Source organism: Streptosporangium brasiliense (assembly GCF_030811595.1).
In the GTDB taxonomy this organism is placed as follows: domain Bacteria; phylum Actinomycetota; class Actinomycetes; order Streptosporangiales; family Streptosporangiaceae; genus Streptosporangium; species Streptosporangium brasiliense.
Map to the genome: position 1 here is coordinate 973,664 of NZ_JAUSRB010000002.1, position 26,949 is coordinate 1,000,612.

The 26,949-nt window shown below is 67.9% G+C and carries 27 protein-coding genes; 17 read left to right on the forward strand and 10 right to left on the reverse strand.

All coding sequences use genetic code 11. The features are described from left to right. Positions 1-30 precede the first annotated feature (30 nt). A complete protein-coding gene (locus tag J2S55_RS12905) occupies positions 31-3,561 on the reverse strand; it encodes an ATP-binding protein (protein ID WP_306860153.1) in 3,531 nt (1,176 codons plus the stop codon). A 55-nt stretch (positions 3,562-3,616) separates the two neighbouring features. On the opposite strand from J2S55_RS12905, the gene J2S55_RS12910 reads away from it, so the two are divergent. Continuing rightward, the gene (locus J2S55_RS12910; RefSeq protein WP_306860155.1) at positions 3,617-3,928 is read left to right on the forward strand and encodes a hypothetical protein; all 312 of its coding nucleotides are present in this window, start codon (positions 3,617-3,619) and stop codon (positions 3,926-3,928) included. A gap of 44 nt (positions 3,929-3,972) precedes the next feature. On the opposite strand, the gene J2S55_RS12915 is transcribed toward J2S55_RS12910, so the two are convergent. Then, entirely contained in the window at positions 3,973-4,695 is a 723-nt protein-coding gene (locus J2S55_RS12915; RefSeq protein WP_306860157.1) for a neutral zinc metallopeptidase, read from the reverse strand. 207 nt (positions 4,696-4,902) lie between these two features. Next, the gene (locus J2S55_RS12920) at positions 4,903-5,814 is read right to left on the reverse strand and encodes a hypothetical protein (RefSeq protein WP_306860159.1); all 912 of its coding nucleotides are present in this window, start codon (positions 5,812-5,814) and stop codon (positions 4,903-4,905) included. A gap of 297 nt (positions 5,815-6,111) precedes the next feature. Here J2S55_RS12920 and J2S55_RS12925 point away from each other — a divergent pair, with 297 nt between their 5' ends. Next, positions 6,112-6,507, forward strand: a complete 396-nt coding sequence (locus J2S55_RS12925) for a hypothetical protein (protein WP_306860161.1) — start codon at positions 6,112-6,114, stop codon at positions 6,505-6,507. Positions 6,508-6,743: 236 nt separating this feature from the next. Here the strand turns inward: J2S55_RS12925 and J2S55_RS12930 are convergent, their stop codons facing one another. After that, on the reverse strand, positions 6,744-7,646 hold the full coding sequence (locus J2S55_RS12930; protein WP_306860163.1) for a hypothetical protein: 903 nt from the start codon (positions 7,644-7,646) through the stop codon (positions 6,744-6,746). A gap of 501 nt (positions 7,647-8,147) precedes the next feature. On the opposite strand from J2S55_RS12930, the gene J2S55_RS12935 reads away from it, so the two are divergent. The 4 genes from J2S55_RS12935 (at position 8,148) to J2S55_RS12950 (ending at position 12,059) form a co-directional block, all read left to right on the forward strand. Further along, complete coding sequence (locus J2S55_RS12935) at positions 8,148-8,681, forward strand: RICIN domain-containing protein (RefSeq protein WP_306860165.1); 534 nt, start codon at positions 8,148-8,150, stop codon at positions 8,679-8,681. A gap of 955 nt (positions 8,682-9,636) precedes the next feature. After that, positions 9,637-10,032: a DUF6463 family protein gene (locus tag J2S55_RS12940; protein ID WP_370879777.1), complete on the forward strand. Its 396-nt coding sequence runs from the start codon at positions 9,637-9,639 to the stop codon at positions 10,030-10,032. Positions 10,033-10,787: 755 nt separating this feature from the next. After that, positions 10,788-11,396, forward strand: coding sequence for a hypothetical protein (locus J2S55_RS12945; protein WP_306860168.1), 609 nt, complete (start codon positions 10,788-10,790; stop codon positions 11,394-11,396). A gap of 357 nt (positions 11,397-11,753) precedes the next feature. Next, positions 11,754-12,059 (forward strand): SCO4225 family membrane protein, encoded by a 306-nt coding sequence (locus J2S55_RS12950; RefSeq protein ID WP_306860170.1) that lies wholly within the window; start codon positions 11,754-11,756, stop codon positions 12,057-12,059. A gap of 336 nt (positions 12,060-12,395) precedes the next feature. On the opposite strand, the gene J2S55_RS12955 is transcribed toward J2S55_RS12950, so the two are convergent. The 5 genes from J2S55_RS12955 to J2S55_RS12975 all read right to left on the reverse strand — a co-directional run bounded on the left by J2S55_RS12955 (position 12,396) and on the right by J2S55_RS12975 (position 17,087). Then, positions 12,396-12,959: a GNAT family N-acetyltransferase gene (locus J2S55_RS12955; RefSeq protein ID WP_306860172.1), complete on the reverse strand. Its 564-nt coding sequence runs from the start codon at positions 12,957-12,959 to the stop codon at positions 12,396-12,398. A gap of 642 nt (positions 12,960-13,601) precedes the next feature. Beyond that, complete coding sequence (locus J2S55_RS12960) at positions 13,602-13,859, reverse strand: cell division protein SepF (protein WP_306860173.1); 258 nt, start codon at positions 13,857-13,859, stop codon at positions 13,602-13,604. 627 nt (positions 13,860-14,486) lie between these two features. Beyond that, positions 14,487-15,644 carry a WD40 repeat domain-containing protein gene (locus J2S55_RS12965; protein ID WP_306860175.1) on the reverse strand — a complete coding sequence of 386 codons (1,158 nt, stop codon included), beginning with the start codon at positions 15,642-15,644 and terminating at the stop codon, positions 14,487-14,489. A 407-nt stretch (positions 15,645-16,051) separates the two neighbouring features. Beyond that, complete coding sequence (locus tag J2S55_RS12970; RefSeq protein WP_306860176.1) at positions 16,052-16,501, reverse strand: WapI family immunity protein; 450 nt, start codon at positions 16,499-16,501, stop codon at positions 16,052-16,054. A 265-nt stretch (positions 16,502-16,766) separates the two neighbouring features. After that, positions 16,767-17,087 carry a hypothetical protein gene (locus J2S55_RS12975; protein WP_306860178.1) on the reverse strand — a complete coding sequence of 107 codons (321 nt, stop codon included), beginning with the start codon at positions 17,085-17,087 and terminating at the stop codon, positions 16,767-16,769. Positions 17,088-17,695: 608 nt separating this feature from the next. On the opposite strand from J2S55_RS12975, the gene J2S55_RS12980 reads away from it, so the two are divergent. The 6 genes from J2S55_RS12980 (at position 17,696) to J2S55_RS13005 (ending at position 21,988) form a co-directional block, all read left to right on the forward strand. Next, positions 17,696-18,325, forward strand: a complete 630-nt coding sequence (locus tag J2S55_RS12980; protein WP_306860180.1) for a hypothetical protein — start codon at positions 17,696-17,698, stop codon at positions 18,323-18,325. 243 nt (positions 18,326-18,568) lie between these two features. After that, positions 18,569-19,408, forward strand: coding sequence for a helix-turn-helix domain-containing protein (locus J2S55_RS12985; protein ID WP_306860181.1), 840 nt, complete (start codon positions 18,569-18,571; stop codon positions 19,406-19,408). A 97-nt stretch (positions 19,409-19,505) separates the two neighbouring features. After that, positions 19,506-19,913, forward strand: coding sequence for an ATP-binding protein (locus tag J2S55_RS12990; protein ID WP_306860182.1), 408 nt, complete (start codon positions 19,506-19,508; stop codon positions 19,911-19,913). Then, positions 19,910-20,179 (forward strand): hypothetical protein, encoded by a 270-nt coding sequence (locus J2S55_RS12995; RefSeq protein ID WP_306860184.1) that lies wholly within the window; start codon positions 19,910-19,912, stop codon positions 20,177-20,179. The genes J2S55_RS12990 and J2S55_RS12995 overlap by 4 nt, the downstream gene beginning before the upstream one ends. Before the next feature lie 140 nt (positions 20,180-20,319). Then, positions 20,320-21,168, forward strand: coding sequence for a sigma factor-like helix-turn-helix DNA-binding protein (locus J2S55_RS13000; protein ID WP_306860186.1), 849 nt, complete (start codon positions 20,320-20,322; stop codon positions 21,166-21,168). Position 21,169: 1 nt separating this feature from the next. Next, positions 21,170-21,988 carry an integrase gene (locus J2S55_RS13005; RefSeq protein WP_306860188.1) on the forward strand — a complete coding sequence of 273 codons (819 nt, stop codon included), beginning with the start codon at positions 21,170-21,172 and terminating at the stop codon, positions 21,986-21,988. Positions 21,989-21,991: 3 nt separating this feature from the next. Here the strand turns inward: J2S55_RS13005 and J2S55_RS13010 are convergent, their stop codons facing one another. Beyond that, on the reverse strand, positions 21,992-22,567 hold the full coding sequence (locus J2S55_RS13010; protein WP_306860190.1) for a hypothetical protein: 576 nt from the start codon (positions 22,565-22,567) through the stop codon (positions 21,992-21,994). Between the two features lie 261 nt (positions 22,568-22,828). Between J2S55_RS13010 and J2S55_RS13015 the strand changes: the two genes are divergently transcribed. From J2S55_RS13015 to J2S55_RS13035, 5 genes are all read left to right on the forward strand, one after another. Next, positions 22,829-23,263, forward strand: coding sequence for a plasmid replication, integration and excision activator (locus J2S55_RS13015; protein WP_306860192.1), 435 nt, complete (start codon positions 22,829-22,831; stop codon positions 23,261-23,263). Further along, positions 23,260-23,586 (forward strand): hypothetical protein, encoded by a 327-nt coding sequence (locus tag J2S55_RS13020; protein WP_306860194.1) that lies wholly within the window; start codon positions 23,260-23,262, stop codon positions 23,584-23,586. The genes J2S55_RS13015 and J2S55_RS13020 overlap by 4 nt, the downstream gene beginning before the upstream one ends. Before the next feature lie 83 nt (positions 23,587-23,669). Next, positions 23,670-25,082, forward strand: coding sequence for an FtsK/SpoIIIE domain-containing protein (locus tag J2S55_RS13025; RefSeq protein ID WP_306860196.1), 1,413 nt, complete (start codon positions 23,670-23,672; stop codon positions 25,080-25,082). Then, positions 25,079-25,279, forward strand: a complete 201-nt coding sequence (locus J2S55_RS13030) for a hypothetical protein (RefSeq protein WP_306860197.1) — start codon at positions 25,079-25,081, stop codon at positions 25,277-25,279. The genes J2S55_RS13025 and J2S55_RS13030 overlap by 4 nt, the downstream gene beginning before the upstream one ends. Further along, on the forward strand, positions 25,272-26,933 hold the full coding sequence (locus J2S55_RS13035; RefSeq protein ID WP_306860198.1) for a replication initiator: 1,662 nt from the start codon (positions 25,272-25,274) through the stop codon (positions 26,931-26,933). Before J2S55_RS13030 ends, J2S55_RS13035 begins: the two co-directional genes overlap by 8 nt. Positions 26,934-26,949 lie beyond the last annotated feature (16 nt).

A 26,949-nucleotide genomic window follows, 5' to 3' on the forward strand; every position in this document is an offset into this window, starting at 1 on the left:
TGGTGCCCAGCCGCTCCCGACGGGGCCGGGCTACCGTCCGGGCTCCGGGCACCGGTCCCCGAGTGCGGCAGCGGCCGCGGCGCGGGCCCGGGCCGCCCTGCGGGCCCAGTGCGAGGAGCCGGCCTGCTCGGCGACGCGCTCCGCCGTCGCGTAGTGGGCCGACCCGTCCCGGCCGAGCGACTCGGCGAGATCTCCCAGAACGTGCGCGACGGGCCCGATGGTGACCGACCCGGAGGAGAGACCGGCCAGCTCGCCGTCCCACGGCAGGAGCTCCCGGTAGCACCGCTCGCTCACCTCGCGGTCGCCCAGGGCGACCGCGTTCTCCGCGCGCAGCGCCATCCGTATCAGCCAGTAGTAGTCCTTCCGCGCCGCCCAGCCGGGCTCCCAGAACGTCCGGGCCTCCTCGTGCCTGCCCTCGGCGATCAGAGCCCGGACCAGCAGTTCGGAGACGTCATCCGGGATGAACCCGTACATGGCCATCATCTCCGGGATGTCCTGCGGCAGGCCGCCCACCAGCCGGGACAGGAACCGGCCCACCATGCCGATGCCGGTGGCGTTGGCGCCCCCGGTGGCGGCCATCCGCTCGGCCACCGTCGAATAGGAGCGCTCCGCCCGCTCGAACTCGCCCCTGATCAGCAGGACCAGCGTGTCCAGCATCGACAGCACGCTCAGTGCCAGGCCGAGCTGACCACTGGTGGAGTACTCCAGGGCCCGGTCCGCGTGATGGCGCGCGGCGGGGAGGTCGTTGCGGCCGAGGCTCACCATGTAGAGGGCGTGGTGGCCCTGCATCCGGTAGCCGGGCAGCCCGGCACGCTCGCCCAGTTCCACCAGCTCCCGGCCCACCGCCTCCAGCTCGTCACGCCGGTGCGGCGTCAGCAGGACGAAGTAGCGGGCGTTGAGCGCGAGGCAGACCAGTTCGGTACGGCCCAGCCTCCGGGCCAGCCGCAGCGCCTCGGCGCTGGACGACTCGCACACCTCGTCGTCGTGCCCCTCCAGCTCGAAGGTGAGCGTGGCCAGCAACCGGCAACGGGCCTCGTCGCCGTCCTCGCCCGCCGTGTCCCCCGCCAGCGCCTCCCGGACCGCCGCGACGAACGCCTCGTCGATCCGGCGGTCCGGCTGGATCGACCAGGTCACCGGGGCCTCGTAGGCGGTCAGCGCGCGGATGAGCCCCGTCCCGAGCCGCCGCGCCACCGCGATCGCCCGCTCCCGGTTCTCCCTGGCGGCCATCACGTTGCCCTCGTGAGCCTGCACGCCCACCAGTCGGCAGAGCAGGTCGAACCGGCGGTGGTCGTCGTCCACGAGATCGAGCGCTCCCTGATAGAGGCCCGCTGCCTCCCGGTAGGCGTGCAGGGCCGCCGCCCGCTCCGCCGCCGCCACCGCGTACGGCACCGCCCGTCCCGCGGTGCTCGTGGTGGCCGCCGCGAGCGCGTGGTGTCCCAGGGCTGAGACGTCCCCGGGTCTGAGGCGCTCCAGCGCGCCGAGGACCCGGCCGTGCAGCCGGGTACGGCGGATGCCGGGAGTGTCCTCGTAGAGGGTCTCCCGCACGAGCACGTGGGCGAAGCGGACCCGGCCCGGCGCGGGCTCGGTCAGCAGCCCGGTCAGCACGCCCGCCTCCAGTCCGTCCAGCACCGCGTCCTCGTCGGCGCCGTCCATCGCGAGCAGCACGTCCACGTCGACGTCCCGGCCGACGATCGCCGCGTCCCTCAACATGGTCTGGGCCGTGGCGGGCAGCCGGGCGATCCTGCGCCGGATCAGGTCGCGCACGCCGGGCGGCAGCGCCCGGGCCGCCGGGGTCCCGTCGGTGGCGATCAGCCGCGCGGTCTCGCACACGAAGAGCGGGTTGCCGCCGGTCCGCTCCGCCACGGTGCGCGCGGTCACCGGGTCGACCTCCCGCCCCGAGCGCTCCCGCAGCAGCTGGGCCACCCCGTCGTCGCTGAGCCCGTGCAGGTCGAGGCGGTGGGTGTGCCGCCCGGTGAGGGCCGCCCAGGTCGCGCCGAGATGGTCGGCGGCCTCGGCGGGACGGTAGGTGGCAACGATCATGATCTCCGCCGCCGCGAGCCGTACCGCCAGATGGCGTAGCAACCGCAGCGTCTCCTCGTCGGCGCGGTGCACGTCCTCCAGCACGACCAGCAGGCGCGTATCGGCCCCGGCGACCTGCGCCAGGTAGTCCTCCACCGCTCTGGCCAGCAGGAACCGCCCGGTGGCCGGGGTGTCGTCGGCCAGCAGGGGCGCCAGCCGTACCGCCACGTCATCGGCCGGCGGCCGCTCGGCGGCCAGCCCGCGCAGGACCTCGCTCCACGCCCACGCGGGCGGCGCGCCGCCGTCCGTCTCCGGGCACCGGCCCGCGGCGGTCAGCCATCCCTGGCCCGCCAGGCTCTCCGCGAACGCCCCGGCCAGCGTGCTCTTGCCGGCTCCCGCGTCCCCGCCCAGCCACACCGTGCGCAGCCCCGCCGCCCCGGCGACGGCGTGGAGCGCGGCCAGCTCCGCCGTACGGCCGATCAGCCCGCCCTCCTCGGACGTCGTCCAGGTCAGGACCCGCCCGTCGCCCTTCTCGGGGCGCCGCGGCACGGCCCGCGCCGGCCCTTGACGTACGGCCGGCGTCGGCCCAGGCGCCGTGGTCTGCCCGGTGATCCCCCCGGGCACCGGAGTCGCGGCCCGCCCGGGGACTCGGGCGGCGGCCGGGGGACCGGAGATCACCGGTGCTTCCCGGACCGGGGAGCCGGAGACCACCGGCGCTTCCCGGCGCAGGGAGTCGGAGACCACCGGCGCTTCCCGGACCGGGGAGCCGGAGACCACCGGCGCTTCCCGGCGCAGGGAGCCCGCGTGGGCCAGGATGTCCGCCTCCAACCCGCGCAGCGCCGGCCCGGGGTCCACCCCGAGCTCACCGGCCAGGGTCTCGCGGGCCTTCCTGATCGCGGCCAGCGCGTCCGCCTGCCGCCCGGCCCGGTAGTAAGCCAGGGCGAGCAGACGCACGGCGTTCTCCCTGAGCGGGTGCGCGCGGACGTGCTGCTCAAGCTCGATCTCCGCGTTGCGTCCGAGCACCAGCCGGGCCTCCGCCCGGCACTCCACGGCGACCAGCCGCAGCTCCTCCAGGCGCGCCGTCTCCGGCTCCGCCCACTCGTCGTCGGCGAACTCCGCGTAGGCCGGGCCCTGCCACAGCGCGAGCGCCCGGTCGGCCAGGTCGAGCGCCCGCGTCCCGTCGCCCGAGGCGAGCGCCGCCGTGGCGGAGTCGACCAGACCGGGGAACACCCAGGCGTCCACCTTTCCGGGCTCCAGCCGGAGGCGGTAGCCCGGAGCGGCGCTGACCAGCACGGTGGCGGGCGTCCGGGGCGGCCGGTCGGGTTCGAGCGCCCGCCGCAGGTTGGACACGTACACCTGGAGGGCGGCCAGCGCCTTGGGCGGGGGCTGCCCCCGCCACAGGTCATCGATGAAACGATCGGTGGAGACCACATGTCCGCCCGCGGCGACCAGCCTGGCCACCACGGCCCGCTGCCGGGAGGTGCCCAGATCCACCGCACGACCGTTGATCTCCGCCTGGAGCGGACCGAGAACACGCAACATAACAGGGGCAGAGTATGCGTCCCTGATCGCCATTTGATTGACATCGAGGAGCACAATGCTGCAGGACCGGCGCAAGGAGACGATCCGGGCGCTCGACGAGAGTGACCGGCCCCACTGGTACTGGCACGGGGTGGACGACGACGGCCATGTGTGGCTGTTCGAGACCGTCATAGACGACGGCGGGGAGTATTGGCCCGTCAGGCATGCCGAGCTGGGATCGGACGGCCTCGCCCGCCGGTATTCGTGGAGTCACATCGAGGACGAGCACGGCTTCCTGGCCGAAGGCCCGATCTATCCGGACGACTTCGGCCTGAACCAGCTGACGGCGGAGGAGTTCACCACGCTGTGGAACGCGCTCAGCCGGTGAGGGCGCTGCCTTGCAGCCGGTGCGGGCCGCCCCGGCGGAGCGGGTCAGGACACCATGGACGGCGTGGCGGCCCATGTGTCGCAGGCGGCCGGGGAGACCGCGCGGTAGCCGCGATCGAACCAGCGGACCCGGTTGGCGCCGGTGCCGTGGGTGCGGTAGTCGCCGATGTCACCGCTGGCGCGGAGCGCGCCGGACAGCGCCTCCCAGTCCTGCTCGGTACGTGGCAGAGACCGCCGCACGCTGCCCAGGAACACGCCGGACAGGCAGTCCGCCTGGAGCTCGTAACGGCGGCCGAGCTCGGCCCGGTGGGCCCGGTCGGAGCGGGCGCGGGCCTCGTAGTCGTCCCTGATGCCGGTGAGGCTCTGCAGGTGGTGGCCGTATTCATGGGCCGCCACCTTGAGGGGATACAGATCGGTCCGGCCCTCGATCCAGCTACCGGTGAGCGGGAACACCAGCGTGGCCCGTTCCGTGCAGTAGAAGGCCGCCGCGTTGGCGGGCCAGCGCACTCCGCACACGCGCTGGGCGGGTTCTTCGTAGAAGCGGACCGTGGGCTCGCGGAACCTCAGCCCGGCGCGGGCGAGGTGAGCGGACCACAATCCGTTCAGGCATTTCATGGACGCCGTCAGATACTCGCGCGTCCGAGGCATGCCTCCGTCGATGAGCGGCGGCTCCGGGCACGATGCGGCCGCCAGCCTGCCGATCTTCAGCAACGGGTTCTTGGGCGGAGCGGCCTGCGCCACTCCGGACGGCAGGACGGCAAGGCACACGGCCACCAGGAGGGCCCATCGCGTGAGGACAGCCAGACTCCGGAGAGATCGCCGGGGGCCGGCGCCGGACAGGAAGGAGCGCATGATCGGACAGCTTAGGACTTCTGGCGCGCCGGGCTGAGACCGCTGGCGCGTCCGGCGGGACCACTGGCGCGTCCGGCGGGACCACTGGCGCGTCCGGCGGGTGGGGTCAACCGGCGGGTGGGGTCAACCGGCGAGGAGCGCCACGGCGTCTGGAGTGAGGCGGCCGAAGGACCCGTCGGGGCGCACGAGGTTGCGGCAGCCATCAAGCTCGGCATATGCCTCTCTGAAGCCGGTGTCCAGCACCGCGAACCGGGTGTGGTCGCTCGGGCAGTCGGTGGCCGGCGCGCTGTCCAGAGCGGTGAGCAGGGTGCGCAGGCTGCGGCCCTTGAGGATGCGCATGGATTCGAACCTTCCCTCGATCGTGCCTCTGGCCTTGTCCACGGTGCGGTAGACGCACACGCGTAGTCCCTTCGGCGCGGGATTCCACATCTGCCGCGCCTGCCGCGGTTGAGGCGGCTCCGTCCGTAGCCGGGAGACGGTGAGGATCACGTCCATGTACTTGTCGCCGCAGCCGGCCCGGAAGGCCTTTTCGCTCTCGATCCTCCGGACGGATATCGCTTTCTCGACCCGGTACGGCAGGCGGCGGATGGCGTCGAGGGCGGAACGGAACGGCTTCCGACACACAGTGGTCGGCAGGTCCGGCAGCACCGCCCTGCCCGACGCGTCCACCACGACGAAATAGTCGACCAGAATCAGCTCCATGGTGCAGTCCTGGCCGAATATCGATCTCTCGGACGGGCGGCGCAGCTCGGCCGTCAGCTCGTCGGCCGCCGGACCATCGGCATGTTCCTCGATCACGACCGCCCAGCGGCCCTTGCCGGGCAGGTAGCGGGACTCCCAGCGGCAGCGGATGACCTGGACCGGCACAAAGTCATCGGGAAGCGTCTGGCGTGGCAGGGACCGGTCCGGTTCGGGGCCCTTCGGGCAGGAAGCGCCGGCGACATGATCCAGACGTGTGGTCCGGTCCTCCGCGAGGTCGCATCCGGTGAGAACCATCACGGCGATCATGACGAGAGCCACGCGGACAAGGTTCACCTATGGACCCTATTCGGGATGTGTCGTCCGTGCTCTCTGATCCGCCGAGAAATACGATCAAGGACGAGACGCGCCCTGAGCACGTGTGATGGGATCCCTGCTGCCTGGAACGGTGATGGAGGCGGCCCCGCCGAGGAAGCTTCACGGACCGAAGGATGTCTATCCTGTGACACGTGACATAGGCCGACGTCGGATGGTGCCGTGCAGAACGCTCCCGCTGCTCCCATGGAAGCACCGCTGGAAGCACCGCCCATCAGGCGGTCTTTCTGGCGCGGCGCGAAGGGAGGCTGTCTGGCGGTGGCGCTCCTGCCGGTGATCGGGCTGTTCCTTCTCGTCAAGGTCCCCATGTGGGCCAACGACGCGAAGCTCGACAGTTTGATCGGAAGGTTCGAGAGCTACCCCTTACCACCGAAGACGTATTGGGCGGACAAGGGCGCGGAGGGCTCCATCGCACTGCGCGGCAACGGCAACCACTGCGACTACCGCGCCCGGTTCATGCTGAGTACGGAGTTGTCCGTCGACGAGCTCACGGACTACTACGACCAGGCGGACATCGCGGGTGTCGAGACCGGCCGGCCGAACGTCACGGTGTGGACCCGGCAGCCGTCGAAGCGCGCGGCCTACAGCAGCCGGACGGTGATCGTGGAACTGAACGACGGCACCGGCGCGGGCTTGGACCTCCGCTGCCACTGACCTGCTCGGGCTGTCCGACCGGGTTGAGCCGGCCCTGTCTCGCCCGCACCACTCCACCGCATGTGCGGATGACTCGCGGGGAGCTCTCCCGACCCGGTCGGGCAGAGGACGGCACCCGGCCCAGCGCCCTCCTCCCACGCCTTCCAGGCCCTCCTTCCACGTCTTTCCACGCCGCGGACGTGGCGGTCGGCCACAGGCGGACGCCGAGCGGTCATCCCCTGGGAGACGCCGAGCGGTCATCCCCTGGGAGCTGAGTGGTCATCGCCTGGGAACTGGGCGATCACCCCCTGAAGGGTGCGACGGCGTAGCAGGAGTCCGACGGCGGCAGCGAGGGTGATGAGGAGACCGGTCGACACGAGCGCTCGCCCGTCGGGGCCGGACTCACCGCCGCCTCCGGTCGCGGCTCCCCCTGTCGGCGTCTTGAACATCCTGCCGTTTTCCTCCCCTTGGACCGGCTCCGGGCTCGAAGTCACCGGTACGGAATCGGATGACTGATCATCCGCGGTCGCCGTGACGGCATGGGTCGCCTGTGGGTCCGGGGTCACCTGTACGTCATCGGTTGGCCGGCCGTCCGCGGAAGCGACGGTGAGGGGGTAGGTCGTCAGGGCCGCGCTGTTCTGCACCTCGCACTGGATCGACGGCCCCTTGGGCCCGGTCCCGAAGTTGATGGCGGCAGGCTTCACCGTCGCGGTGCCCGCGTCGGAGGATTCGGTCCTCAGCGGGACCACGGCCGTCGGCAGGGGAACGATCCGGCCCACGCCGAGGGTGGCGAGCTCGCCCACTCCGGTGGCGGAGGTCAACCCGGCGAGCCCGCTGATGGACGCGTACGCGTACAGCTTGGTGCCGTCGGCCAGTCCCGCGGTGGGCGCCCTCAGCGCGGTGGTGTCGTCGACGTAGGTTCCGCGCCAGCCGATGGTCATCGGCTGGCCCGTCGTAGCGTCGGCCGGCACCGTCAGCTCGACCTTGACCTTGATGTCTTGTTTCTCGGCCACGCCGGTTGTGGTGCATCGGTAATCGACGATGTCGGTGCCGACGACCGCGCTCTGCCGCAGCTCGGAGACGACGGCATGCACCGGTTGGCAGAACAGGATCAGGCCGCCGACCAGGGCGGCGCCCGAGAGAATCAAGGGGATGCGCAAAACGACTCCTGTTGCGACAGACGGGGCACAGGAGAGACGGGGCGTAAAGGCGTCCGGTTGACACCATTGAGCCATTTCTGTCCCGCTGGCGCCGAATGAAGCGTTCCGGGATTCACGGAGACCGGTGTGCGCCACTCCGACGTGGGACGGCCCCGGAAGATTCGAGCCCCTGCCGTCCTGCCCGCAAAGCCGTACGCTGATCTTTCCCGTCCCGCCTGGGGCGCACCTGAACAGGCGATCGGGACGCGCCCGTAGCCCTTGTACCGAACGGCGCGATGGCCGTCCGACGGGTACGGATCGAATCCGCCCAGGCGTAGACGCTGGAGTTGAAGCCACCTGGCTGCGGAATCGTCCAGTCCAGACCCGACAGCCGTCACAGCTCCGCCTCCCTGACTGATGTCACATTCCGCCACGCGGAGGGTATGTGCGGAGAGTAATTGATCAATGACTGTCAGTCATGACATGGTGCTTGAGTCTTGATCAACTCTCTTGGGAGGCACCATGCTTGCTCGCCGTCTGCTAGCCGTCGCCGTCATCTCCGCTGCGGTGGGCACACTCACCACCCTGCCCGCCGTGGCCTCTGCGCACCGGCCCGCCGACCGCACCCCCCTGGTCGGGACCCCAATGTGCGTCGACGTCAGCAACAATCGCGGCAACGGCACCCTGATGTACCAATGGCAGTGCGACAGCAACAACGCCAACCAGAAGTTCGTCATCGAGGGCGGCCTCATCAAGGTGGAGGACACCATCGGCAAGAGCCAGGTGATGTGTCTGGACTCCTCCAACGGCCGGGCCAACGGCACCCGGGTCTACCAGTGGCAGTGCCTGGGTAACGCCAACCAGCTCTGGGTCGTCCAGAGAGGCCTGATCATCCTCAGGTCCACCCTCTACTCAGGCAACCGCCTGTGCCTGGACGCCACCAACGGCCGCGGCAACGGCACCCAGGTGTATCTGTGGCAGTGCGACCCCAGCAACACCAACCAGAAGTTCGTCATCGAAGACGGCCAGATCGTGATCAAGGACACCTTGTCCTGATCTCTGGTCACGCCCGGCACCTTCCCGATGTACCGCAGGACATCAGCGGCAGGCAGGACAGTGACCCGATTCCCCCGCGGGCCGGGGCCGAGGAACTTCCCTGCGGGCCGGGGCCGAGGAACGGAGTCCCGGACCGCCGATCGCCCCACCCCGTGTGATGGCCGGCCACAGCATGGCGGTCGGCGTGTGGCACCTGTGCGGCAGCGGCGCGTCCCTGGTCCGGCGGATGCGGCTTGGTACGGCGGATGCTGCGTACGGCGGATGCTGCGTACGGCGCGCGGCCCTGACTCCCGCCGCCGTTCGCCTGAGTCCCGCCGCCGTTCGGGACCGGCCCCAGGCCGCATGCCCGGCGGGCGGCGGGCGGCGGGCGGCGGGCGGCGGGCCGTCACCGAGTTCTTCGAGAAGGAGAAGGGCCGTCTCCCACTCGTCGTGCTTCAGGCACTCCAGCACGTCGGGCACGCCAACACCGAGTTCAGTTCGAGCGTCGGCGGGACAGAGCCGGGCCGCCCTCAGAAGAGGGGTCCTGGGATCTCACAACTCGATTGTTCCTGGTGAGAGCTCAGCCACGGACTAACGCCTCCATGATCAGCACTTTCTGATCCGCAGGTCCCCAAACGATCTACATTGCCGTTCGGGGTCGTTCGCCGTGCTGGTCGGCCGTCGCCCCGCCGTTCAGGTCCGTCCGGCTCAGTTCGTGATCGTCCGTCCAGGTGGCTCTCAGGGGGCTCCCAGAACGGCCTACTTGTACAGGTTGGCGGCGCGGGTCTGGAGCGCGAGTTACTGCCGTCCTGGCGCCGTGGCGAAAAGAGTCGACCACGGCTGCGACCGTAGGCGCCGCACCTGTGCCACTCCCCGGAGCGAGGGAGCGGCATCCCCCCTGCGGGTGAGGGCACCGGACCGCGACCCGGAGAAGCTGGCAACCATGAGCTCCACACACGCGGCCCACGCATCCGCATTGTCCGCGCCCCCGAGTCGGCTCACCATCTGGGCCGGCCGAACCATGATCCTGATCGCCGTGGCGCACACCGCCGTGTTCGCCCGCCTAGCCCCCTGGTCCAGCTGGCTCGCCGGGGACCTCCGCAACCGTGCCGCGGACAGCGACTCGGTGGCAACGTTCTGGGCGCTGCCCGGTGGATTCGTCGTGGTGCTGGTGCTGCTGGGGCTACTGGTGGCGCGGGCAGGGCGGCAGGGACAACGCGTTCCCGGGTACGTCGGCTGGGTGATCCTCGCCTGGGCAGCGCTGGCCGTCAGCCTGATCGGACCGAGCGGTTTCCTTCTCGCAGTCATCCCTGCCGGGCTGCTCATTGCGGCGAACATCACCGCCGGACGACACCCTCGCGGTCCGTCCTGAGCAAGCCTCGCTACCCCGAAATCCCTGTAGGGCGTCCCCAGCCCGCACGGATCACAGCTCCGCGACGTCAGGCAGCCAATAGCGGGACGTCCCGCCGGTCGACCCCACCCTAACGGCTCCCGCTGATCGCAAAGACGCATGTCGATCTTGCTCGACTTGCAAAGACGCAGCTCAGCACGTAGCTCGCGTCCCCCTAGCTCCCCGCTTTCCCCTGTTTCCCCTCCCCATCGAACACGCAACGGCCCTCCCCATCAGGCACGCAACGGCCCGCCCATCGGACACGCAACGGGCACGTCAGCCACGGCGTCCGGTGGGCCGGGCTGAGGAACGGAGCCCCGGACCTCCGATCGCCCCCAGCCGCCCACTGTGGCCGGCCACAGACGGGCGATCGTGAGGGCGTTCATCTGCGCGGGGCGTCATACGCACCAAACCGCATCAGCAGCTTGATCCTGCCCGTCCCGATCGGTTCCAGGTGGACCGACGCATCCGGCCGACCTACCTTGGAAAGGCACTGAACAGCGCTGGATTGCAACTGGAGCTGCAACTGGGTGGGCTCCTCCGACCTTCTGTTCACAAGGTCCACAAACGGTCTTCACCGGCGTTCACAGCCGTTCGCCGCCTCGTACAGCGGCGACTCCACCGTTCAATGCCGTCCGCAGAAGCCCGCCACCGTACACGCGGGTGGCTCCCAAAAGGGGCTCCCGCTTGAGCCCGCAGGACTTCTGGTCCCACACCGTGATCGATACTCTGACCCCATGGGCGACGGCGGACCATCTCTGCGACTGACGGACGTCACAACCACGTTGGACACGGCACTTACGGCCCTGAGAGCCGCAGACGCCGACCTCGATTATCGGGTGGGCGGCACCAGTGCTGCTCTCCTGCAGGGTGTCCATCTCCCGGCCGGAGACATCGACGTCCTGATGGCCCGACGAGAGGATGTGGACACGTTTGCCACCGCCCTCTCAACGTTCCCTTGCCTTTACCCGGCATCCTGGATCTCGGAGGCTATGCAGTACTTCGCCAGGTACGAGATCAACGGAGTGAAGATAGAGATCAGCACCGTCGAGCGGCAAGTCGACTCGGACGGGATGGAATGCGTTGGCCCTGGCCCATGGCGGCACTACGTCGTGGTCACGTGCGGCTCTCATCGCGTCCCGGTGGTCCGCCTGGAGCTCCGGTTGGCCACGGAGGTCCTACGGGATCGACCTGATCGCTATGAACCCCTCCTCGACCACATGGGCATCCACGGATTCGATTCTGATCTTCTACAGACGGCGATGAATGCTCACCGCCTTCCAGCGGAACGCCAGCGACTGGTCCGAGATCGCCTTGCGTACTCCTCCGCCAAGCCCGACCCCTGAACCTGCGGATCAAAGAAGTCGGTTCGACCAAGGTCAGAGGCTCTGGCCTGCGGTCGCGGTGTCCGTAGACGTCCGCCGAGTTCCGCCGTCGTTCGTCCTTTTGGCTGTACTCGTAGCTGTACAGCCAAGGCACTGGCAGCTTGGGAATGATCTACTGATCTTGCCGTCCTGAGCTGGTAAAGCAAGGGTTCGGGGCGGGCCGAGTGACCGTGAGTTCCCGCTGATCGCCCTAGAAACGGGTACGCACCGGTGCGATTGACCGGCATATCGCTGAGCAGTCACATGATCGAGAAGACGGACAGGTTAAGACCGTGAGTACACTCGGCGCTCTTGTTCAGGCCAAAGCATGGAGCCAGAATGACAGAGCCCCACAGGGTCGGACCCGTCGGATGCCTTGCTCTCGCCTACTCCGGCCTCGTACTGGCCCTGGGTATCTTTTCGATCGTGGTCCTGCTGACAGTCCAGGATCCGATCCTGCTGTCCGGGGTAGCGCTCATGTACCTCACGTTCCCCCTCGGCTGGTTGATCTGGCAGGCATGGGACCTGCTGCCGATCGAGTTGATGAATCCGATCATGCTCGTCCTGCTCCTCATGGGCGCGGGCTGGTTCCAGGCATGGGCGGTCTCGCGCCTCGTGCGGCAATTGGCTCGCCGGAACGGCTGATCCATCTGATTGCACGTTAGCCACACGGAAGATCGGCAACGAGCCCAAGAAGATCAGCCAGGTCGAGGCCATGTCCCTGACCCGCCTTTTCTCTATTGGAGCGGGCGACGGGAATCGAACCCGCGCTGTCAGCTTGGGAAGTGCATCGAGTACGGCAGGTGAGACGGTTAGCAGGGCTTTCGGCCGGTCGTGAGTGACCGTGCTTGACTTCTCGTTACCGCCCTTAATGGCACGCTAATGGCACGATGATTCGCCGGCGACCTGGTGTTTGTCGCGCGACGCGCGCACCCCACGCGCCTGATCATCCCGGAGTCAGAGTGCCCCCGCCGGAGACTTCTAGGAGGCAAGCCGATCGGTGGTGGAACGGTTGTCGGCAAGAATTCGGACGATGCCAGGACCCCATATGTACTCGATGACGGGTAGTTCGAACCCTGCGGAGAAGCGTTCCAAGAACTCTTTGGTGGGCTGGCCGCCAAGACGCTGGTAGAAGGTGATCGCGGCGACGTTGTCGCGCAACACCTCCAGATAGACCGTCTTGTCAGGGTGTTGCTCGGAGGCCCAGCCAAAAGCGTGGTAGACGAGTTGGCGGCCGATGCCGGACTGCTTGCGCTCCGGCTGGACGTGCAGGTTGTCGAGCAAGATGCGCCCGTCGGTTCCGACTGCGAGATAGGCAAACCCCAGAAGGGCGTTGCCATCGACGGCAACAAGCAGGCAGCGGGTGTGATCCTGTTCCGCGGTGACAGTGGCGAGCCGCGTGCTCCACATGGCCTTGCGCTCGTCGAGCAGGGGCCCATCCAGGTAACTGGCGGGCATGATCTCGGCATAGGCGGTCAGCCAGCTACGAGTGTGGAGCTCTGCGATGCGCTCGGCGTCGTCTCTGGTTCCGGATCTGATGCGCATGGCGTAGAGGTTGGCATAGTCGCTGATAGGACCGTTAATCGCCGGGAGCGCCTCCTTGAGGCCGAGTGGTCGATTGGGGCGGAGCGGCTTGCGTCGATCCGAGGTATCAGCAGGTCACGTAGCGGTCGGCAGCGGGGCGGCGTGCCGTTGGAGTCTGTGGGCGACTTTGGATATGGCGGGGCCGCGCTACGGCGATGCCCGCGCGGTGCTCGCGCCGTGACCGGCCCAGGCCGCAGCGCGGCGCGCGGACGCCGTCGCGGGGCGTACGGCGGCGGCACCGCCACACAGCCCTCCGCCCGAATGCCGCCCGAGCGTGCGGCGTGCGCGCCGGTCTCGGCCGGCGGCGGGACTACGGACCGCCCGCCGTACTCACCCCACACCACACCCACACGAACACGCCGACCGTGATGCCACGCCGCCGCACAGATGCAGTCCTACGATCGCCACGTCGTGGCCGGTCGCTGTACGTGCTCGGGGGCGATCGAAGGTCCAGAGCTTCGTTCCTCAACCCCGGCCCACCGGAATGCCATGGCAGCCGAGAATGCGTGCTTGACTGTGACCCTTCGTAGGAGCGACGAGGATCATGATGGGGACGCTGACTGTGATCGTCTTTGTGCGGCCCATACCCTCGCCAGCCCACGATCAGGACGATTCCGATGCGGTCGCTTCGACCTTCATCGCGGCTGCATTCGACTTGGCCAGCCCCGAGGGGAGCAGTAGGAAGACCTTGGGACTCAGACGCTCCATGTCGCCACGCCGCCCGCAGATGAGACCCGCAGCGAAGTCCACGAACTGCTTTGCCTCCTCGTCCGCCACCGCCGTGAGGTCCATTACGACCGGAATGCCCTCGCGGAAGTACTGCCCCACATACAGCGCTTCGCTGTAGTCGCGGGGGCGCACTGTCTCAAGTATCACGACACCAGTCTTCCTGAGCCGCCGGGAACATCAAGGGCCCATGACGTACACACAGGGAGCGATTCCGCCGAGGAAGCGGTCACAGACTTGATCAGCATGCCGCAGGCGTGCCAGATCACACGGGAGACAGCGGGGAATCACGGGGACTCAGAGGCAGAGAACGAAGAAGGCCCCTCACCGCGTTCTCGCTGATGAGGGGCCTCTTCTACTGGTGTGGCAGGTGCAGGATTTGAACCTGCGTAGGCTGAGCCGACGGTTTTACAGCCCGTGACCGTTCCGGCTGAGGCATGGCCTCTCACCTGCGACACGACCGCGTCTTGCCGCAATGGGATCCATGATCATTGCACACATATTGCATGGCGACCATTGAAGGCTCATTGATCGCCTGAGACCGCCATCGTTGCTGGGATGCCCGGGGAGGGGGCAGGTGGCCGTGTTCCCGCAGGAACGGCAGTCTCGGAGTCCACCCCGAAACCTGACGTCGAGCGACCTGAGTTTCAGACCTGTTTTCCAGTACGGCTGGAAACGGGCTCACGCCGGTTGTCCGTGCGGGCGAGGAACGCTGGCGCTGCCGTCCCCGCATAGCCGAAAAGGCTTCCAGGCGGTCATGACTCATCCTGTGTAGGCACTCAGGTCCCATACCCGCACGGTCGCGTCGTCCAGTCCACCGCCGGTGACGACGACCGGTCGACCGTCCACCTGCCCGACCGCCACCGCCGCAACAGCATCGGTGTGGCCGGTCATCGGTTCGCCGATAGGTACACGGGCGGTCACGTCCCACATCCGTACGGTCCCGTCATCACCACCAGTGACGGCAACCGGTCGACCGTCCACCTGCCCGATCGCTACCCCAAAAACGGTGCCGACGCGGTCGCTCATCGGTTCGCCGATGGGTTTACGGGTGATCAGATCCCACACCCGCACGGTCCCGTCGTCCCAGCCGCCGCTCTCGTCGTCCCCGCCGCCATTCTCGTAGTCCAAGCCGCCACCGGTGACGGCGACCGGTCGGCCGTTGACCTGCCCGATCGCCACCGCATAGACGTCGCCGGTGTGGCCGGTCATCGGTTCGCCGATGGGTTTACGGGTGATCAGATCCCACACCCGCACGGTCTTGTCGGTGCTGCCGGTGACGGCGACCGGTCGGCCGTTGACCTGCCCGATCGCCACCCCAAAGATGTCGCCGGTGTGGCCGGTCATCGGTTCGCCGATGGGTTTACGGGTGATCAGATCCCACACCCGCACGGTCGCGTCGCCCGAGCCACCGCCGGTGACGGCAACCGGTCGGCCGTCCACCTGCCCGACCGCCACCGCCGCAACAGCATCGGTATGGCCGGTCATCGGTTCGCCGATGGGTTTACGGGTGATCAGATCCCACACCCGCACGGTTGCGTCATCACCACCGGTGACAGCGACCAGTCGGCCGTTGACCTGCCCGACCGCCACTGTCTGGACAGAGCCGGTATGGCGGCCCAACAGCTCTGCGGAAGGCCAGAAGTTCACGACGAGTGCGACAAGCACCACGCAGGCCATCGCCAGGGCGATCCACCCGAGGCGTCGGCGGGAAAGCACCGGCCTCGCCGTCACAGCCGGAGCCATCGGGGTCCTGTTCCCAGTGGGAATCGTGTCCTCCGCGACCGTTATGACCGGCGTCGCGAGGTCGGCGGGTGAGGGCCGAGCGAGGTCGGGGGGAGCACTCGCGTGCGGCCCGGTCGTGTCGTGGCCGGATGCTTCGGGATCATCCATCTCCAGCCGACCCGTATCGGGCACCACGCACCGTCCTTTCTGTCCGACATCACACCTCGGGACGGCCGGGCGGAGCCATTCGGCCCCAGGTAGCCGAGAAAGCGAGCCGTCACGTCTGCTGTTCAGATCATGACGCCTCCTGCACCGTAGATCACGCTAAACGGTGATCAATCCTCACCCCGGAGCCATCGCATCCACAATCGCCTGACTCCCCGCGAGGTCCACGGCTCCCGTGATTCCCCTGGGCTTGCCCGTCCATACTGGTACGCGAGCGGTATACCCGGACCTTCTGATCCGTAGGTCCCCAAACGCTGTCCAGGCCCGTTCAGACCAGTTCGCGGCGCTGGCTACCGGCGATCTGGCCGTTCAGGTCCGTCCGCCTCGGTTCATGATCGTCCACCCGGTTGGCTCCCAAGATGGCTCCCAGGAAACACTCATTCACGTCCCAGAACGGGGAATCGCTCCTCGACCGCTACGAGCGCGTCCACCAGCGGCGGGATGTCCGTCTGGTCCAAGCCGTCGATCTCGAAGCGCAGGGTGTTCCACATCCCGGGATCGTCAGCCGCAATCCCGTAGATCGACAGCGAGCCTGTGGGGTGGCATTCGACGGTGAGCTCTATCCAATGCTCAAGGGAGGAGAGGGTGGCACTTCCCCTGACGTCTGCGTAGACGCGCTCCAAAGCCAGGCGGAAATTGCGCAGTTCCTCAGCCCGAAGCCCCGCGTCAATCGTGGCGACGAACCCTCCGACCTGCACGTGGATCGGTGAGGTCAGCCAGTTCCCGTCCCAGAAATCGGTACGGCCAGGATGCATACGACCGAGAACCCGGATCAGCACATGATCGGACTGCTTGCCGCGGCCGATGACGATCTCTGCATGATCCATACGGTCATCCTCCACGAGGGGACATACATCCAGCCCGCGGTCACCAGTTTGGAAGATCTCGGCACGCGATCCGGTGACCTGCTGCGCTCCAGGTCAGGGCGGGTGTGACTCTCCCCGCGAGTTCCCGTGATTCCCCTTTGGTCCCCCTCCTGACGGGCACGCAGCGGGCACGCCCTGACCTTCTGAGGAAGCGCTCCAGGGTTCCCGGAGACTGGCACACCCTCAACACCCGAGAGCCCGAAGCGCTTCACCGAGTTGAGCCGGCTCAGATGTGGGTGACTGAGTAGTAGAACCAGTAAGCGAGGAGCGCGATCAGGCCCACGCTGGCTATGAAGATCCCCAATGCGATTCCGAAGAATCTACCGCCCGGCCCTCGGAATCTCAGGAAGGCTCCAATGAGCGATCCGAGCGCAGGAAGACCGACCAGGATCAGCGCCGGAACGAGCAACTGCCGTAGGCCGTACTCGTTCACCTCGATCACAACGCGGCGTACCGGCATGACCATGAGGATCGCGCTCAACAGCAGGAGGATGGCGGCGAAGGGTCTGTAACTGTGCCGGTCCGGATCGGAAGAGTCGGCGGTCATAGTGCTGGATGCTGGCATTGCCATGGTGCAGCGTCAAGATCGACCGTTGTTGGGGCAGGCGTGGGCGGTGGACGCTCGCGTATCAGCTCGGGAAGTCTCTAACGCACCTGGTCGTTGAGCTGGGAAGACGCTGACCTGCGGGGAAGTGCTTCGGTTGCCCGTGATTCCCCGTAAGTTCTCCTTGCTCCCTCTGCTGACGGGCACGCAACGGGCACGGCCTGAGAACCCCGTGCGGACGCACACACCCCTCTCGCCGGATCTTCCCGTCTGCCTCGTCCCACCCCGGAGGGGCAACAGCTCGGGGACGGAGGGTCAAGGCCGTCTTCGCGTGTACGTCAGCCGGTAGACGTTCCTCAGTCATGGGATGCCAACGGTCGCAGACGGCCTTGATCCGGAGGAGTCGAGATGTTGGGCTTGCCTGGGACGTGGCAGACGGGAAGATCCGGCCCACCCCAGCCACCTACGGCTCTCGTGTTGGAGCGTCGATCATCCCGGAGCCGAAGTGCCCCCGCCGGAGGCGGAAGTTCATCAGCTTCTCTTCATGTCCTGTGATTCTCTCCACATCCTGTGACGGCTCGTTTGGAGCGTTGTGATCTAGGGTGATCGTCGTGGACGAGTATGAGTATGACTGGTTCGAATGTGACGAAGAGCTGGGTGAGGTCCAGCACGTCTTCATTGTTGCGCTACGGGCACGTGCACTGACATGGGCGGCAGATCCGGTCGATAGTCGTCTGGTGCCACCCGAGCGCGGCTATCCGTTCGTCGCGTGCCTCAATATTGATGCACCGCAGGAGAACTTCGTCCTTCTGACCGTTGGCGTGCATCTGGAGGGTCATCGCCTTCGCGGTGACAGGCTCCACCATCAGGACTTCACGCTGCCTGAGGTGCCTACCAGCCTGGCGATGGAAGTGTCAGGTTCTCCCGAAGAGTTGGCAGAGCAGGCGGCAGACTGGTTCGAGGCCATCATCAGTCGTCCCGTCGTGCGCTATGAATGGTTGCACGCTGGGCAGGTCTACGCGTCTCGCTACCTTTTCCCCGACACTGGGGAGGGGTTATCGCAAATGTATAACCGCGAGCTCGCGCCGCCTGGTCAGCAGGATCGCCTGCTGGCCGCCGGACATTTCACCGGCCGGGGCTGGATCGACACCCGAGGGCTTGGAGAGCCAGACCGCGTCGCTCACGTCCGGGGGCGTCATGACCCTCCCAGCAAGCCTTGGCACGTAAACAGGGTCGCTTGACCTATGTGTGGCGGCGCGTCGCTGAGGTCGGCGAGTGTGTTGGGTACGGCGGGTGCGCGGTGCGGCTACGGCCCGGGGCGCCGCCGGCCGGGACCGGCGCCCACGCCGCACGCCCGGCCGGCGTGCGGCAGAGGGCCGGGTACGGCGGCGCGGCGCGCCGCCGCTTGATACCCATAAGAACAATTCGGCAGTGATCTGGAGTGAGCGACGCTCGATGTGTGAGCGGCTGGTAGAACGCTGGGTGTGGAGGATCGACGGGATCGCCTGCGGGCGTTGGGTGAGCTGTTGCGGCGGCTGCGTAAGGATGCTGGACTGACCGGTAAGGATCTGGCGTTGCGGGCTGGGGTGGCGCAGCCGACGATCTCCCGGATCGAGACGGGGCAGCTTCTTCCGGTCCCGGAGACGGTTGATCGGCTCGTCGAGGCGCTGGACCTGGACGAGGTAGGCCGCAGGGAGTTGGATGCTCTGCTCGTACGGCTGCGCGATGAGGTCTCCCGCCTCAAGGGCGGGCTGGCCGGCCGGGAGTCGGCGAACGCTGCGCGGCTGCGGTCGGCTCGTCGGGTGGTGTCGTTTCAATCGGCAATGATCCCGGCGCTGTTGCAGACGGCGGAGTATGCCCGGCTTGCCTTGGCCTTCGGGCGGGATGTCGACGAGGATGATGCGGCCAAGGCTGCGGCGGTACGGGTGGAGGCGCAGGCCGTCCTGTTCGAGTCGGGGCGTGAGTTCTCGTTCGTGCTGACCGAGGGCGCGGTTCGGACGTGGCCGGGGTCGCCGGCGTTGATGCGGGCGCAGCTTGATCGGCTGGTGCAGGTTTCGACGCTTCCGCATGTCGGGCTCGGGGTGGTGCCGTGGTCGACGGAGGCGCCGGGGTTCCCGTTGCACGGGTTCACGGTCTATGACGGGTCGGTGAGCGTGGTGGAGAGCCTGACCGGCGATCTCACGTTGAGCGAACCAGGGGAACTGGCCGCCCATGGGGAGACTTTCGAGGCGTTCGCGGCGGCGGCTGTGTACGGCGAGGAACTACGGGATCTTCTGGGGCAGATCGGTGCCGACTATCAGGAGTTGGCGGCCCGCTTGAGCTAAGTGGCGTATTTATGCGTCGAATAGCTTGAGTGTCTTCTGGATTCGCTCATACGCTGACGGCATGCATGTATAGTCCCCTAGACATCGGAGTTTCCCCATGTCGCCGTCACGCATCTCCCGCACCTTCCTCGGCTCTCCTGCCTCGATCACCGAAGCCCGCCGGTTCATCACCGCGTTTCTCCGCAACTGGCCATGCGTGGACGACGCTGAGCTCATCGTCAGCGAGCTGGCCACGAACGCGGTTCGGCACTCCGACAGTGGCCGATTCGGGGGCCGCTTCACTGTCTCCATCGAGACCAGGAACAGCTGGCTGTGGCTCAGCGTCCTGGACGAGGGCGGTCCCCGCTCTCCTCGGGCACTTCCGCCTCTCACGAGCGCCGAAAACGGGCGTGGGCTGATGCTGGTCGGTGAACTCTCGGCGGCCTGGGGTGTCACCGGAGACGACAAGGGGCGCATTGTCTGGGCTGTCCTGAAGACGCTCCCTGAAGCAGCGACACGGCGATGAGCTGCATCGCTCCACACGTTGCGCCGCTCCAGGCGACCCATGAACGGCTGGCCTGGCTGGAACTGCGCAACGACGACCGCTATCGACTGATCGCGTGGACCTGCGACTGCCGGGCGGTCGTCTACGAGCTGCGCAGCTCTGGCGGAGCGTTCTTCGTCCACCGAATCGTCCAGGGCAGGCCCCGCACCATCACCGAGACCGGCCGGACCCGCGCGGCCGAAGCTCACAAACTATGGCTGACCATCCTGCTGGGCCAGGCCCGATGACGAGGGGTGTACCGCGACGGCGCTCGGCGATCCGTGCAGTTCACCCGAAAACCGGCGAACCGCTCAAACCCCTACCGTCAAGGGGGATAGACGACATTTCGTCTAGGGGGCTAGACTCGGCGAAGTACCACCGAGGGGAAATGACCGTGCCACCGAGTGACCTTGAGCGGATCGCCGCCATCGAAGACCCGTACCAGTTGATCCGGGTCACAACCGAACGGCTCAGCGCCGCCCAGCAGGAGGTCACCGAGCTGGCCCGGATGCGCCGCCGCGTCATTCAGGAGCTGCACGCACAAGGCGTCTCCTATGCCCAGATCGCCGAACAGGCCGGCCTCTCGCGTGGTCGCATCCACCAGATCAAGCACACCGGACCCGCCCCAGAAGGTGCATTCCTCGGCATAGGCGCAGTGACGGTGGTGACCCCGCTACGGCTCGACCCGGAGCGCAACCGCCCCATGCTGGCCCTGGACGACATGCGCTCCGGCAAGCGCTTGGAAGATCTCGCACGCTCCTTCGGGCTCACCGTCGCCTCCGACAACGTCTCGGTCGACGGGCAGGTCGACCTCAACCGGCCCGGCCTGCTCGTCATCTGCGGCCCCCGGATGTCCGCGGCGATGCGTACCGCCTACGACACCGATCCAGTGATCACCTGGGAACGCGACGACCTCGGCTGGCTGCTCCGCGACACCCGGACCGGCGTCGCCTACCGCTCCGGTAGCCAGGTCGACCCCCCACAGCCGACCGACTCGGCCTACCTCGGCCGCCTGCCCCGTCCGGACGGCAACGGTACGTTCCTGGCGATCGCGGGCATCCATCCGAACGGCTCGCTCGGCGTGGTCGACCTGCTCGCCTCCGAGGTCGCCACCATCTGGGGGCAGGTCGGCGACAAACGCTTCTCCACCGTTGTCGGCGTTGAATACGACCCTGCCACCGGGGAACCGGTCCGTACGCAACTGGCCAGCCCGCTCTATCGGCACGAGGACGACTGACGTGCGACTCAGCCTCGCCACCGAACCCGCCTCTTCTGACCGGGCGAACGAGGACTTCATCGGTGCCACCCCTGACGCGGTCGTCCTCCTGGACGGCGCCGGCACCCCCGCGGATCTGGAATCGGGCTGCTCCCACGGTGTCGCCTGGTACTCCCACACCCTCGGCTCGACTCTCCTGGCCGGAATGACCCAGCGCGCCGACTCCCTGACCGAGATCCTCGCCGCCGGCATCAAGGCGACAGCCTCGATGCACGACTTCTGCTGCGACCTCTCCCACCCCGGCTCGCCTTCGGCCACCGTGGTCATGCTCCGCCGTACGGCCGGCACCCTGGACTGGCTCGTGCTGGCCGACTCCGTGCTCGTCCTCGATGTCCTCGACGCCGACCCCATGGTCATCTGTGACGAGCGGCAAGCCCTGACCGGTAGCCGCTACCGAGCTTCGATGGACGCCGCTGTTGGGGGGACTCCAGAACACCTCCAGGCCCTCAGCCGCTATATGGACGCCATGCGCGCGCACCGCAACGTCAACGGGGGATTCTGGGTCGCCGCGGTTGATCCTCTCGCCGCCGAACAGGCATTGACCGGAACGGTGCCGATCGATCGGGTACGGGCTGCCGCGATCCTGAGTGACGGAGCATCCCGGCTCATCGACCGCTTCCACCTGGCTACCTGGCCGCAGGCACTCGACATCCTCGACCAGGACGGCCCCGAGGAACTGATCCGCCGGGTCCGCGAGGTCGAACACGGCGATCCGGACGGCTCCCGCTGGCCACGCGGGAAGATCTTCGATGACGCCACAGCCGCCTACTGCCGCATCTGACCTCTACTCCACCCACCACCAGCCGTCCCCGAGGGCGCGGACCGGAATGCCCAGATCGCCGGCAGCGGTCTGGATGATCATCCTAGAATCCGGCGGACCTGGTAGATAGGCGATCCCGGCACCGGTTTCTGCACGCCAATCCTCGAACACGGGAAGGTAGAGGACGTCTCCCTGATCCCAGGCCTGGCCGTCCTTCGACAGATACTTCATCCACCAAGGGACAACGAGCGGCTCATGATTGTCGTGAGCGGCGGCAAGTGCGGCGAATTCGTCTCGATGCAGCCAGAACTGACTGTCCACGTAGACGGTTTTCCAGTCGGTCGCCCAGACGGCGGCACCAAGGGTCACTGCGCTCACCAGTATGACGAAGGCTCGGATGTAGGCCTTGAGTGAAAGGTGCGACATCACCGCGGCGAAGGACCATAGAACGGCCCACAGCCAGGACACCGAGAGGGCAAGCCCTGCCAACAGCCAGCTCACCCTGAACAACGGTATCCACAGGTAGGAAGTGGCTGTCAGCAGGAGCCATCCGAGCGACGCCATGAAGAGCGTCCACCTGGACCACTGGGCGGTTTTCATCACGGGAAGCATGGGGCGCAGCCTCGTGGAGGAAGGAAGCCGTCACCAGGCTTTCAGGGAAACTTTCACACCTTTTGCACGCTTTCTTCACCATGTCCGGCGACCTTCACGGATCGGCGGCCATGAAAATTCCCGTCGCGCGTTTACCCCCCTAGACAGTTGGGGGAGACCTCCTCTATCTTCATCTGCATAGCCCCCTAGACAGCTCGCCTTGCGGAACGGCCGCAAATGTCTAGGGGGGTGGACGAAAGGAACATCACCATGGCCATCCAGGGCCCCATCCCCGTCAGCTTCGACCAGGTCTTCCCGCACGGCTGCTACATCGTCGGCGAGGTCGAGCAGGTCAAGGACTTCGACGCCTCCGCCAAGGGGCGCACCGTCTACGCCAAGGACAAGACCACCGGAGAGCCGGTGTGGCAGGTCGCCGTCATGGACGCCGACCCCACCGTCAAGGCCGGCCAGAAGACCGTGTCGGTCAAGATCCTCTCGGCGGTGCAGCCGGTTCCCCCGGCGCCGCTTCCCGGCCTGCCGTTCGTCCCGGTCGAGTTCGACGCCATGACCGTCACGCCGTACGTCGGCCAGACCACCGGCCGCCTGGCCTGGTCCATCCGGGCCCGCGCGATGCGCGCTCCCCGCACCGCCACGGCTCCGGCCAAGCAGACCACCGCAGCGGCCGGCAAGGAGGCGGCGGCATGAGCGAGCACATCCCCTACACCCACGCCTCGGTATCCCTCGACGAGCACGGCACCCAGCTCAACGTCTCCTTCCACACCCCGGAGGTGTCGGTCGCGGTGCTGGGCGCTCAGCGGGAGCGGCCGTTCCTGAGCCTGTCCACCGCTGAGGCCACCGTGACGATCACCACCACCGGCGCGGGGCCGGTCACCGAGCAGGACGTCACCCTCGCCCGGAAGATCGCCGACGCCGCCGCCCGCTACCTGGCCGACTGCGAACGGCTGCACACCGAGCGCAGGGCCGCTTCTGCGGCTTCCGACGTAGATCGTCACGGCGAAGCGGCGTGACATTGGCAGGGCCGCCAGAAGGTGCAACTTCCGGCGGCCCCTGGTTCTCCCCCGACTCCACATCAAGGAAGGCCCTCAGCCTAATGTTCAGAAAACTGCCCGGCGACGAGGCGCACCACCTCGTCTCCACCACCCCCGACACCGCCGTGGTCTTCCGCCCGGCCGTGGTCACAACCCCGGCGATCGTCACCATCGTCATCTTCGCCTGGCGGCTGCTGGCCGGCGCCGTACGCCTGCTCTGGCGGCACCCGATCGCCGCGGCCATCGTCGCCGCTCCGTGCGTGCTGGCCTGGCTGTACGGCTGGCGCGTCGCCCTGATCGTGGCCACCCTCCCCGTCTCGGCTCTCGTCCCCTGGGCGCTGTTCGACCGGCCCTCGTTCAACGCCTGGATCGGCTGGCGGCTGCTGGCCTGGTGGCGGCTGGTGTGGGTCTACCGGCGGCACTGGCAACCGGTAATGATCATTTCCGGATTGGGGCGGCACGTGCGCGGCCGCGACTACCTGCCCCGCCTGGTCAAGGTCTCCTGCACCTCGTGGGCCGACCTGGTCACCGTGCAGATGCTCACCGGCCAGGCCGTCACCGACTGGTCCGACCGCATCGACCACCTGGCGCATGGGTTCGGGGCGCGCTCGTGCCGCGTCTCGGTCGCTCGGGCTGGCCGGCTGCTGCTCATCTTCCCCCGACACGACCCCCTCGCCACCCCGCTCGCGGCCGTACCGATCCCCGAGGAGGCATCGGTGGGGCCGGTGGAGATCGGCACCTGCGAGGACGGCACCCCCTGGCGGCTGAAGGTCCACGGCACCCACATCCTGGTCGCGGGCGCCACCGGGGCGGGCAAGGGCTCGATCATCTGGTCGACGATCCGCGGCCTGTTGCCCGCCGTGCGCGCGGGCCTGGTGCAGGTGTGGGCGCTGGATCCCAAACGGATGGAGCTGTCCTTCGGCCGACCCCTGTTCGGCGACCGGTACGCGGCGAGCCCGGCCGACTGCGCCGATCTGCTGGAGGCGGCCGTGGCGGTGATGCAGGAGCGGGCCGACCGGTTCGCCGGGCTCCAGCGCAACCACACTCCGACCGTCGAGGACCCGTTTGTCCTGGTGGTGGTCGACGAGGTGGCATTCCTGACCGCCTACCAGTCCGACAAGGGCCTCAAGCTGCGTATCTCGGCCGCGCTCGCGACCCTCACCACGCAAGGGCGGGCGGTCGGCGTCGGCGTCTTGGCCGCACTCCAGGACCCGCGCAAGGAGGTCATGAACATCCGCAACCTGTTCCCCGACAAGATCGCGCTCCGGCTCGACGAGTCCGAGCAGGTGGACATGGTCCTCGGTGATGGGGCCCGCGACCGGGGCGCGCTGGCCGATCACATCTCGCCGATCCCCACCCAGGGGGCCGGCGTCGGCTACGTGCGGCTGGAGTGCTCGCCCGATCCGGTCCGGGTCCGCGCGGCCTATGTCTCCGATGCCGACATCCGTGCGATGGCCGGGCAGGTGACGGCATGAGGGTCTGCTTCTACGGCACCGACGAGGAGATCACCCGAGTGTGCGAGCGGCCCTTCCTGGCCGTCCTGGGGCTCCGTCACCCTCAGCCCGTCCTGGCCTTCGAGCTGTTCGACATCAAGGTCAACACCGACCCCTACGGCACCGTCGTCCGCCTGTCCGCCGAGCTGTCCGAAATGGAGGGGAGCGAGCGTGACTGACCCGACCGGCCGCGGCCTCTCCCGCGCCGAACGGCAGGCCATGCCGGTGGCGCTGGACGTCGCGGTGGAGATCGCCAAGCACAACGGCGTGTGCATCCGCCCGGTGGTCCTGCGCAGGTTGGACATCCATACCGGCACCACCGAGGACGTCAACGTCCCATGCGGAACCACGCTGGAGGCCAAGTGCCCGCCGTGCGCCAAGCGCAACCGCTACCTGCGCATGGCCCAGTGCCGGGAAGGCTGGCACCTGGACGCCGAACCCTCCACCACCCCGGATGAGCCGAATGAGGAACAGCGCTGGCTGGTGGAGTTCCGCGCCGACATGCAGGCCCAGCGCGATGCCGCCGACAAGGCCGGCGACGACACCACCGATCTCGACGCGGTGCTCGCCGGGCTGGATGAGGAGATCAACGCCGCCGGGATGCGGGGCACCCTGCTCGGCCGTACCACCGCCAAGCGCACCCGCTCGACGAGGCGGCGCCAGGACGCCCCCGACCTGCCCAGGAGGGTCCGGCGGAACACCACGCTCGGGCGGACCTTCACCGGCTCGGACGGGGCCACCTACCGGCCGTCGCTGTTCATCACCTTGACTCTGCCCTCCTACGGCCGTGTCCGCGCCGGGCAAGGCGTGCCGGTCGATCCGGACGCCTACGACTACCCGCGGGCTGCTCGGGACGCGCTGCACTTCTCCAAGCTCGTCGACCGCTTCGTGCAGAACCTCCGCCGGGTGGCGGGCTATGACGTGCAGTACTTCTCCTCCGTCGAACCTCAAAAACGGTTCGCGCCGCACCTGCACATGGCCGTACGGGGCACCATGCCACGCGCCGAGATCAAAGCGATTGCCGCCGCGACCTATCACCAGGTGTGGTGGCCATCGGTCGATGAAGTGCGCTTCGAGGGCGAGCACCTGCCCGTCTGGACCGAGCGGCCTGAACGCGCGGAACCGTACCCGGACGGCCAAGACGGCGACTACCTCGACCCGGTCACCGGCGAACTCCTGCCCACCTGGCATGAGGCGCTCGACCGGCTCGACGCCGACGACGAGGCCGAACCACTGCACGTGGTCCGCTTCGGCCCCCAAGTCGACGTGCAAGGTGTCCTCGCCGGGACCCCGGACGCCGATCAGTGCATCCGCTACCTGAGCAAGTACCTGACCAAGAGCCTCGGTGACACCCTCGACGCCGACGACCCCGCGCGCCGGGATCACGCGGCCCGGATGATCGAGGCGCTGCGCTACGAACCGTGCTCTGCGGCCTGCCCGAACTGGCTGCGCTACGGCGTGCAGCCCAAGAACGCCAGGGCGGGCATGAGTCCGGGCCGGTGCCGGGGCAAGGCACACAAGCCCGAACACCTCGGCTACGCGGGCCGCCGCGTCTTGGTCTCCCGCAAGTGGTCCAACAAGACCCTGGCCGAGCACAAGCGCGACCGCCGTACCTGGGCCCTGGAAGCGCTCGGCCTGGCCGACGAACCCACCGACCCGCACCGCTACGTCTGGAAGCCCGTCCCGGCCGGCGACGACAACATCCCCTCCCTGGCCCTGCGGCTGCTGCGCATGGTCGCCGAACGCCAGCGCTGGCGGGCAACCCTGCTGGCCCTGGAGGCCAGAGCCACCGGACAAGACCTTTCGGCAGTCGAGTTACAGGAGGCAGCGTGAGCAAGAGCCGCGACCA

What these genes read in the sequence shown, in the direction of transcription:
- J2S55_RS12905 (WP_306860153.1), bottom strand. Translation starts at nt 3,561, where the DNA reads ATGTTGCGTGTTCTCGGTCCGCTCCAGGCGGAGATCAACGGTCGTGCG.
- J2S55_RS12910 (WP_306860155.1), top strand. Translation starts at nt 3,617, where the DNA reads ATGCTGCAGGACCGGCGCAAGGAGACGATCCGGGCGCTCGACGAGAGT.
- J2S55_RS12935 (WP_306860165.1), top strand. Translation starts at nt 8,148, where the DNA reads ATGCTTGCTCGCCGTCTGCTAGCCGTCGCCGTCATCTCCGCTGCGGTG.
- J2S55_RS12945 (WP_306860168.1), top strand. Translation starts at nt 10,788, where the DNA reads ATGGGCGACGGCGGACCATCTCTGCGACTGACGGACGTCACAACCACG.
- J2S55_RS12950 (WP_306860170.1), top strand. Translation starts at nt 11,754, where the DNA reads ATGACAGAGCCCCACAGGGTCGGACCCGTCGGATGCCTTGCTCTCGCC.
- J2S55_RS12955 (WP_306860172.1), bottom strand. Translation starts at nt 12,959, where the DNA reads ATGCGCATCAGATCCGGAACCAGAGACGACGCCGAGCGCATCGCAGAG.
- J2S55_RS12970 (WP_306860176.1), bottom strand. Translation starts at nt 16,501, where the DNA reads ATGGATCATGCAGAGATCGTCATCGGCCGCGGCAAGCAGTCCGATCAT.
- J2S55_RS12975 (WP_306860178.1), bottom strand. Translation starts at nt 17,087, where the DNA reads ATGACCGCCGACTCTTCCGATCCGGACCGGCACAGTTACAGACCCTTC.
- J2S55_RS12990 (WP_306860182.1), top strand. Translation starts at nt 19,506, where the DNA reads ATGTCGCCGTCACGCATCTCCCGCACCTTCCTCGGCTCTCCTGCCTCG.
- J2S55_RS12995 (WP_306860184.1), top strand. Translation starts at nt 19,910, where the DNA reads ATGAGCTGCATCGCTCCACACGTTGCGCCGCTCCAGGCGACCCATGAA.
- J2S55_RS13000 (WP_306860186.1), top strand. Translation starts at nt 20,320, where the DNA reads ATGACCGTGCCACCGAGTGACCTTGAGCGGATCGCCGCCATCGAAGAC.
- J2S55_RS13010 (WP_306860190.1), bottom strand. Translation starts at nt 22,567, where the DNA reads ATGAAAACCGCCCAGTGGTCCAGGTGGACGCTCTTCATGGCGTCGCTC.
- J2S55_RS13015 (WP_306860192.1), top strand. Translation starts at nt 22,829, where the DNA reads ATGGCCATCCAGGGCCCCATCCCCGTCAGCTTCGACCAGGTCTTCCCG.
- J2S55_RS13020 (WP_306860194.1), top strand. Translation starts at nt 23,260, where the DNA reads ATGAGCGAGCACATCCCCTACACCCACGCCTCGGTATCCCTCGACGAG.
- J2S55_RS13025 (WP_306860196.1), top strand. Translation starts at nt 23,670, where the DNA reads ATGTTCAGAAAACTGCCCGGCGACGAGGCGCACCACCTCGTCTCCACC.
- J2S55_RS13030 (WP_306860197.1), top strand. Translation starts at nt 25,079, where the DNA reads ATGAGGGTCTGCTTCTACGGCACCGACGAGGAGATCACCCGAGTGTGC.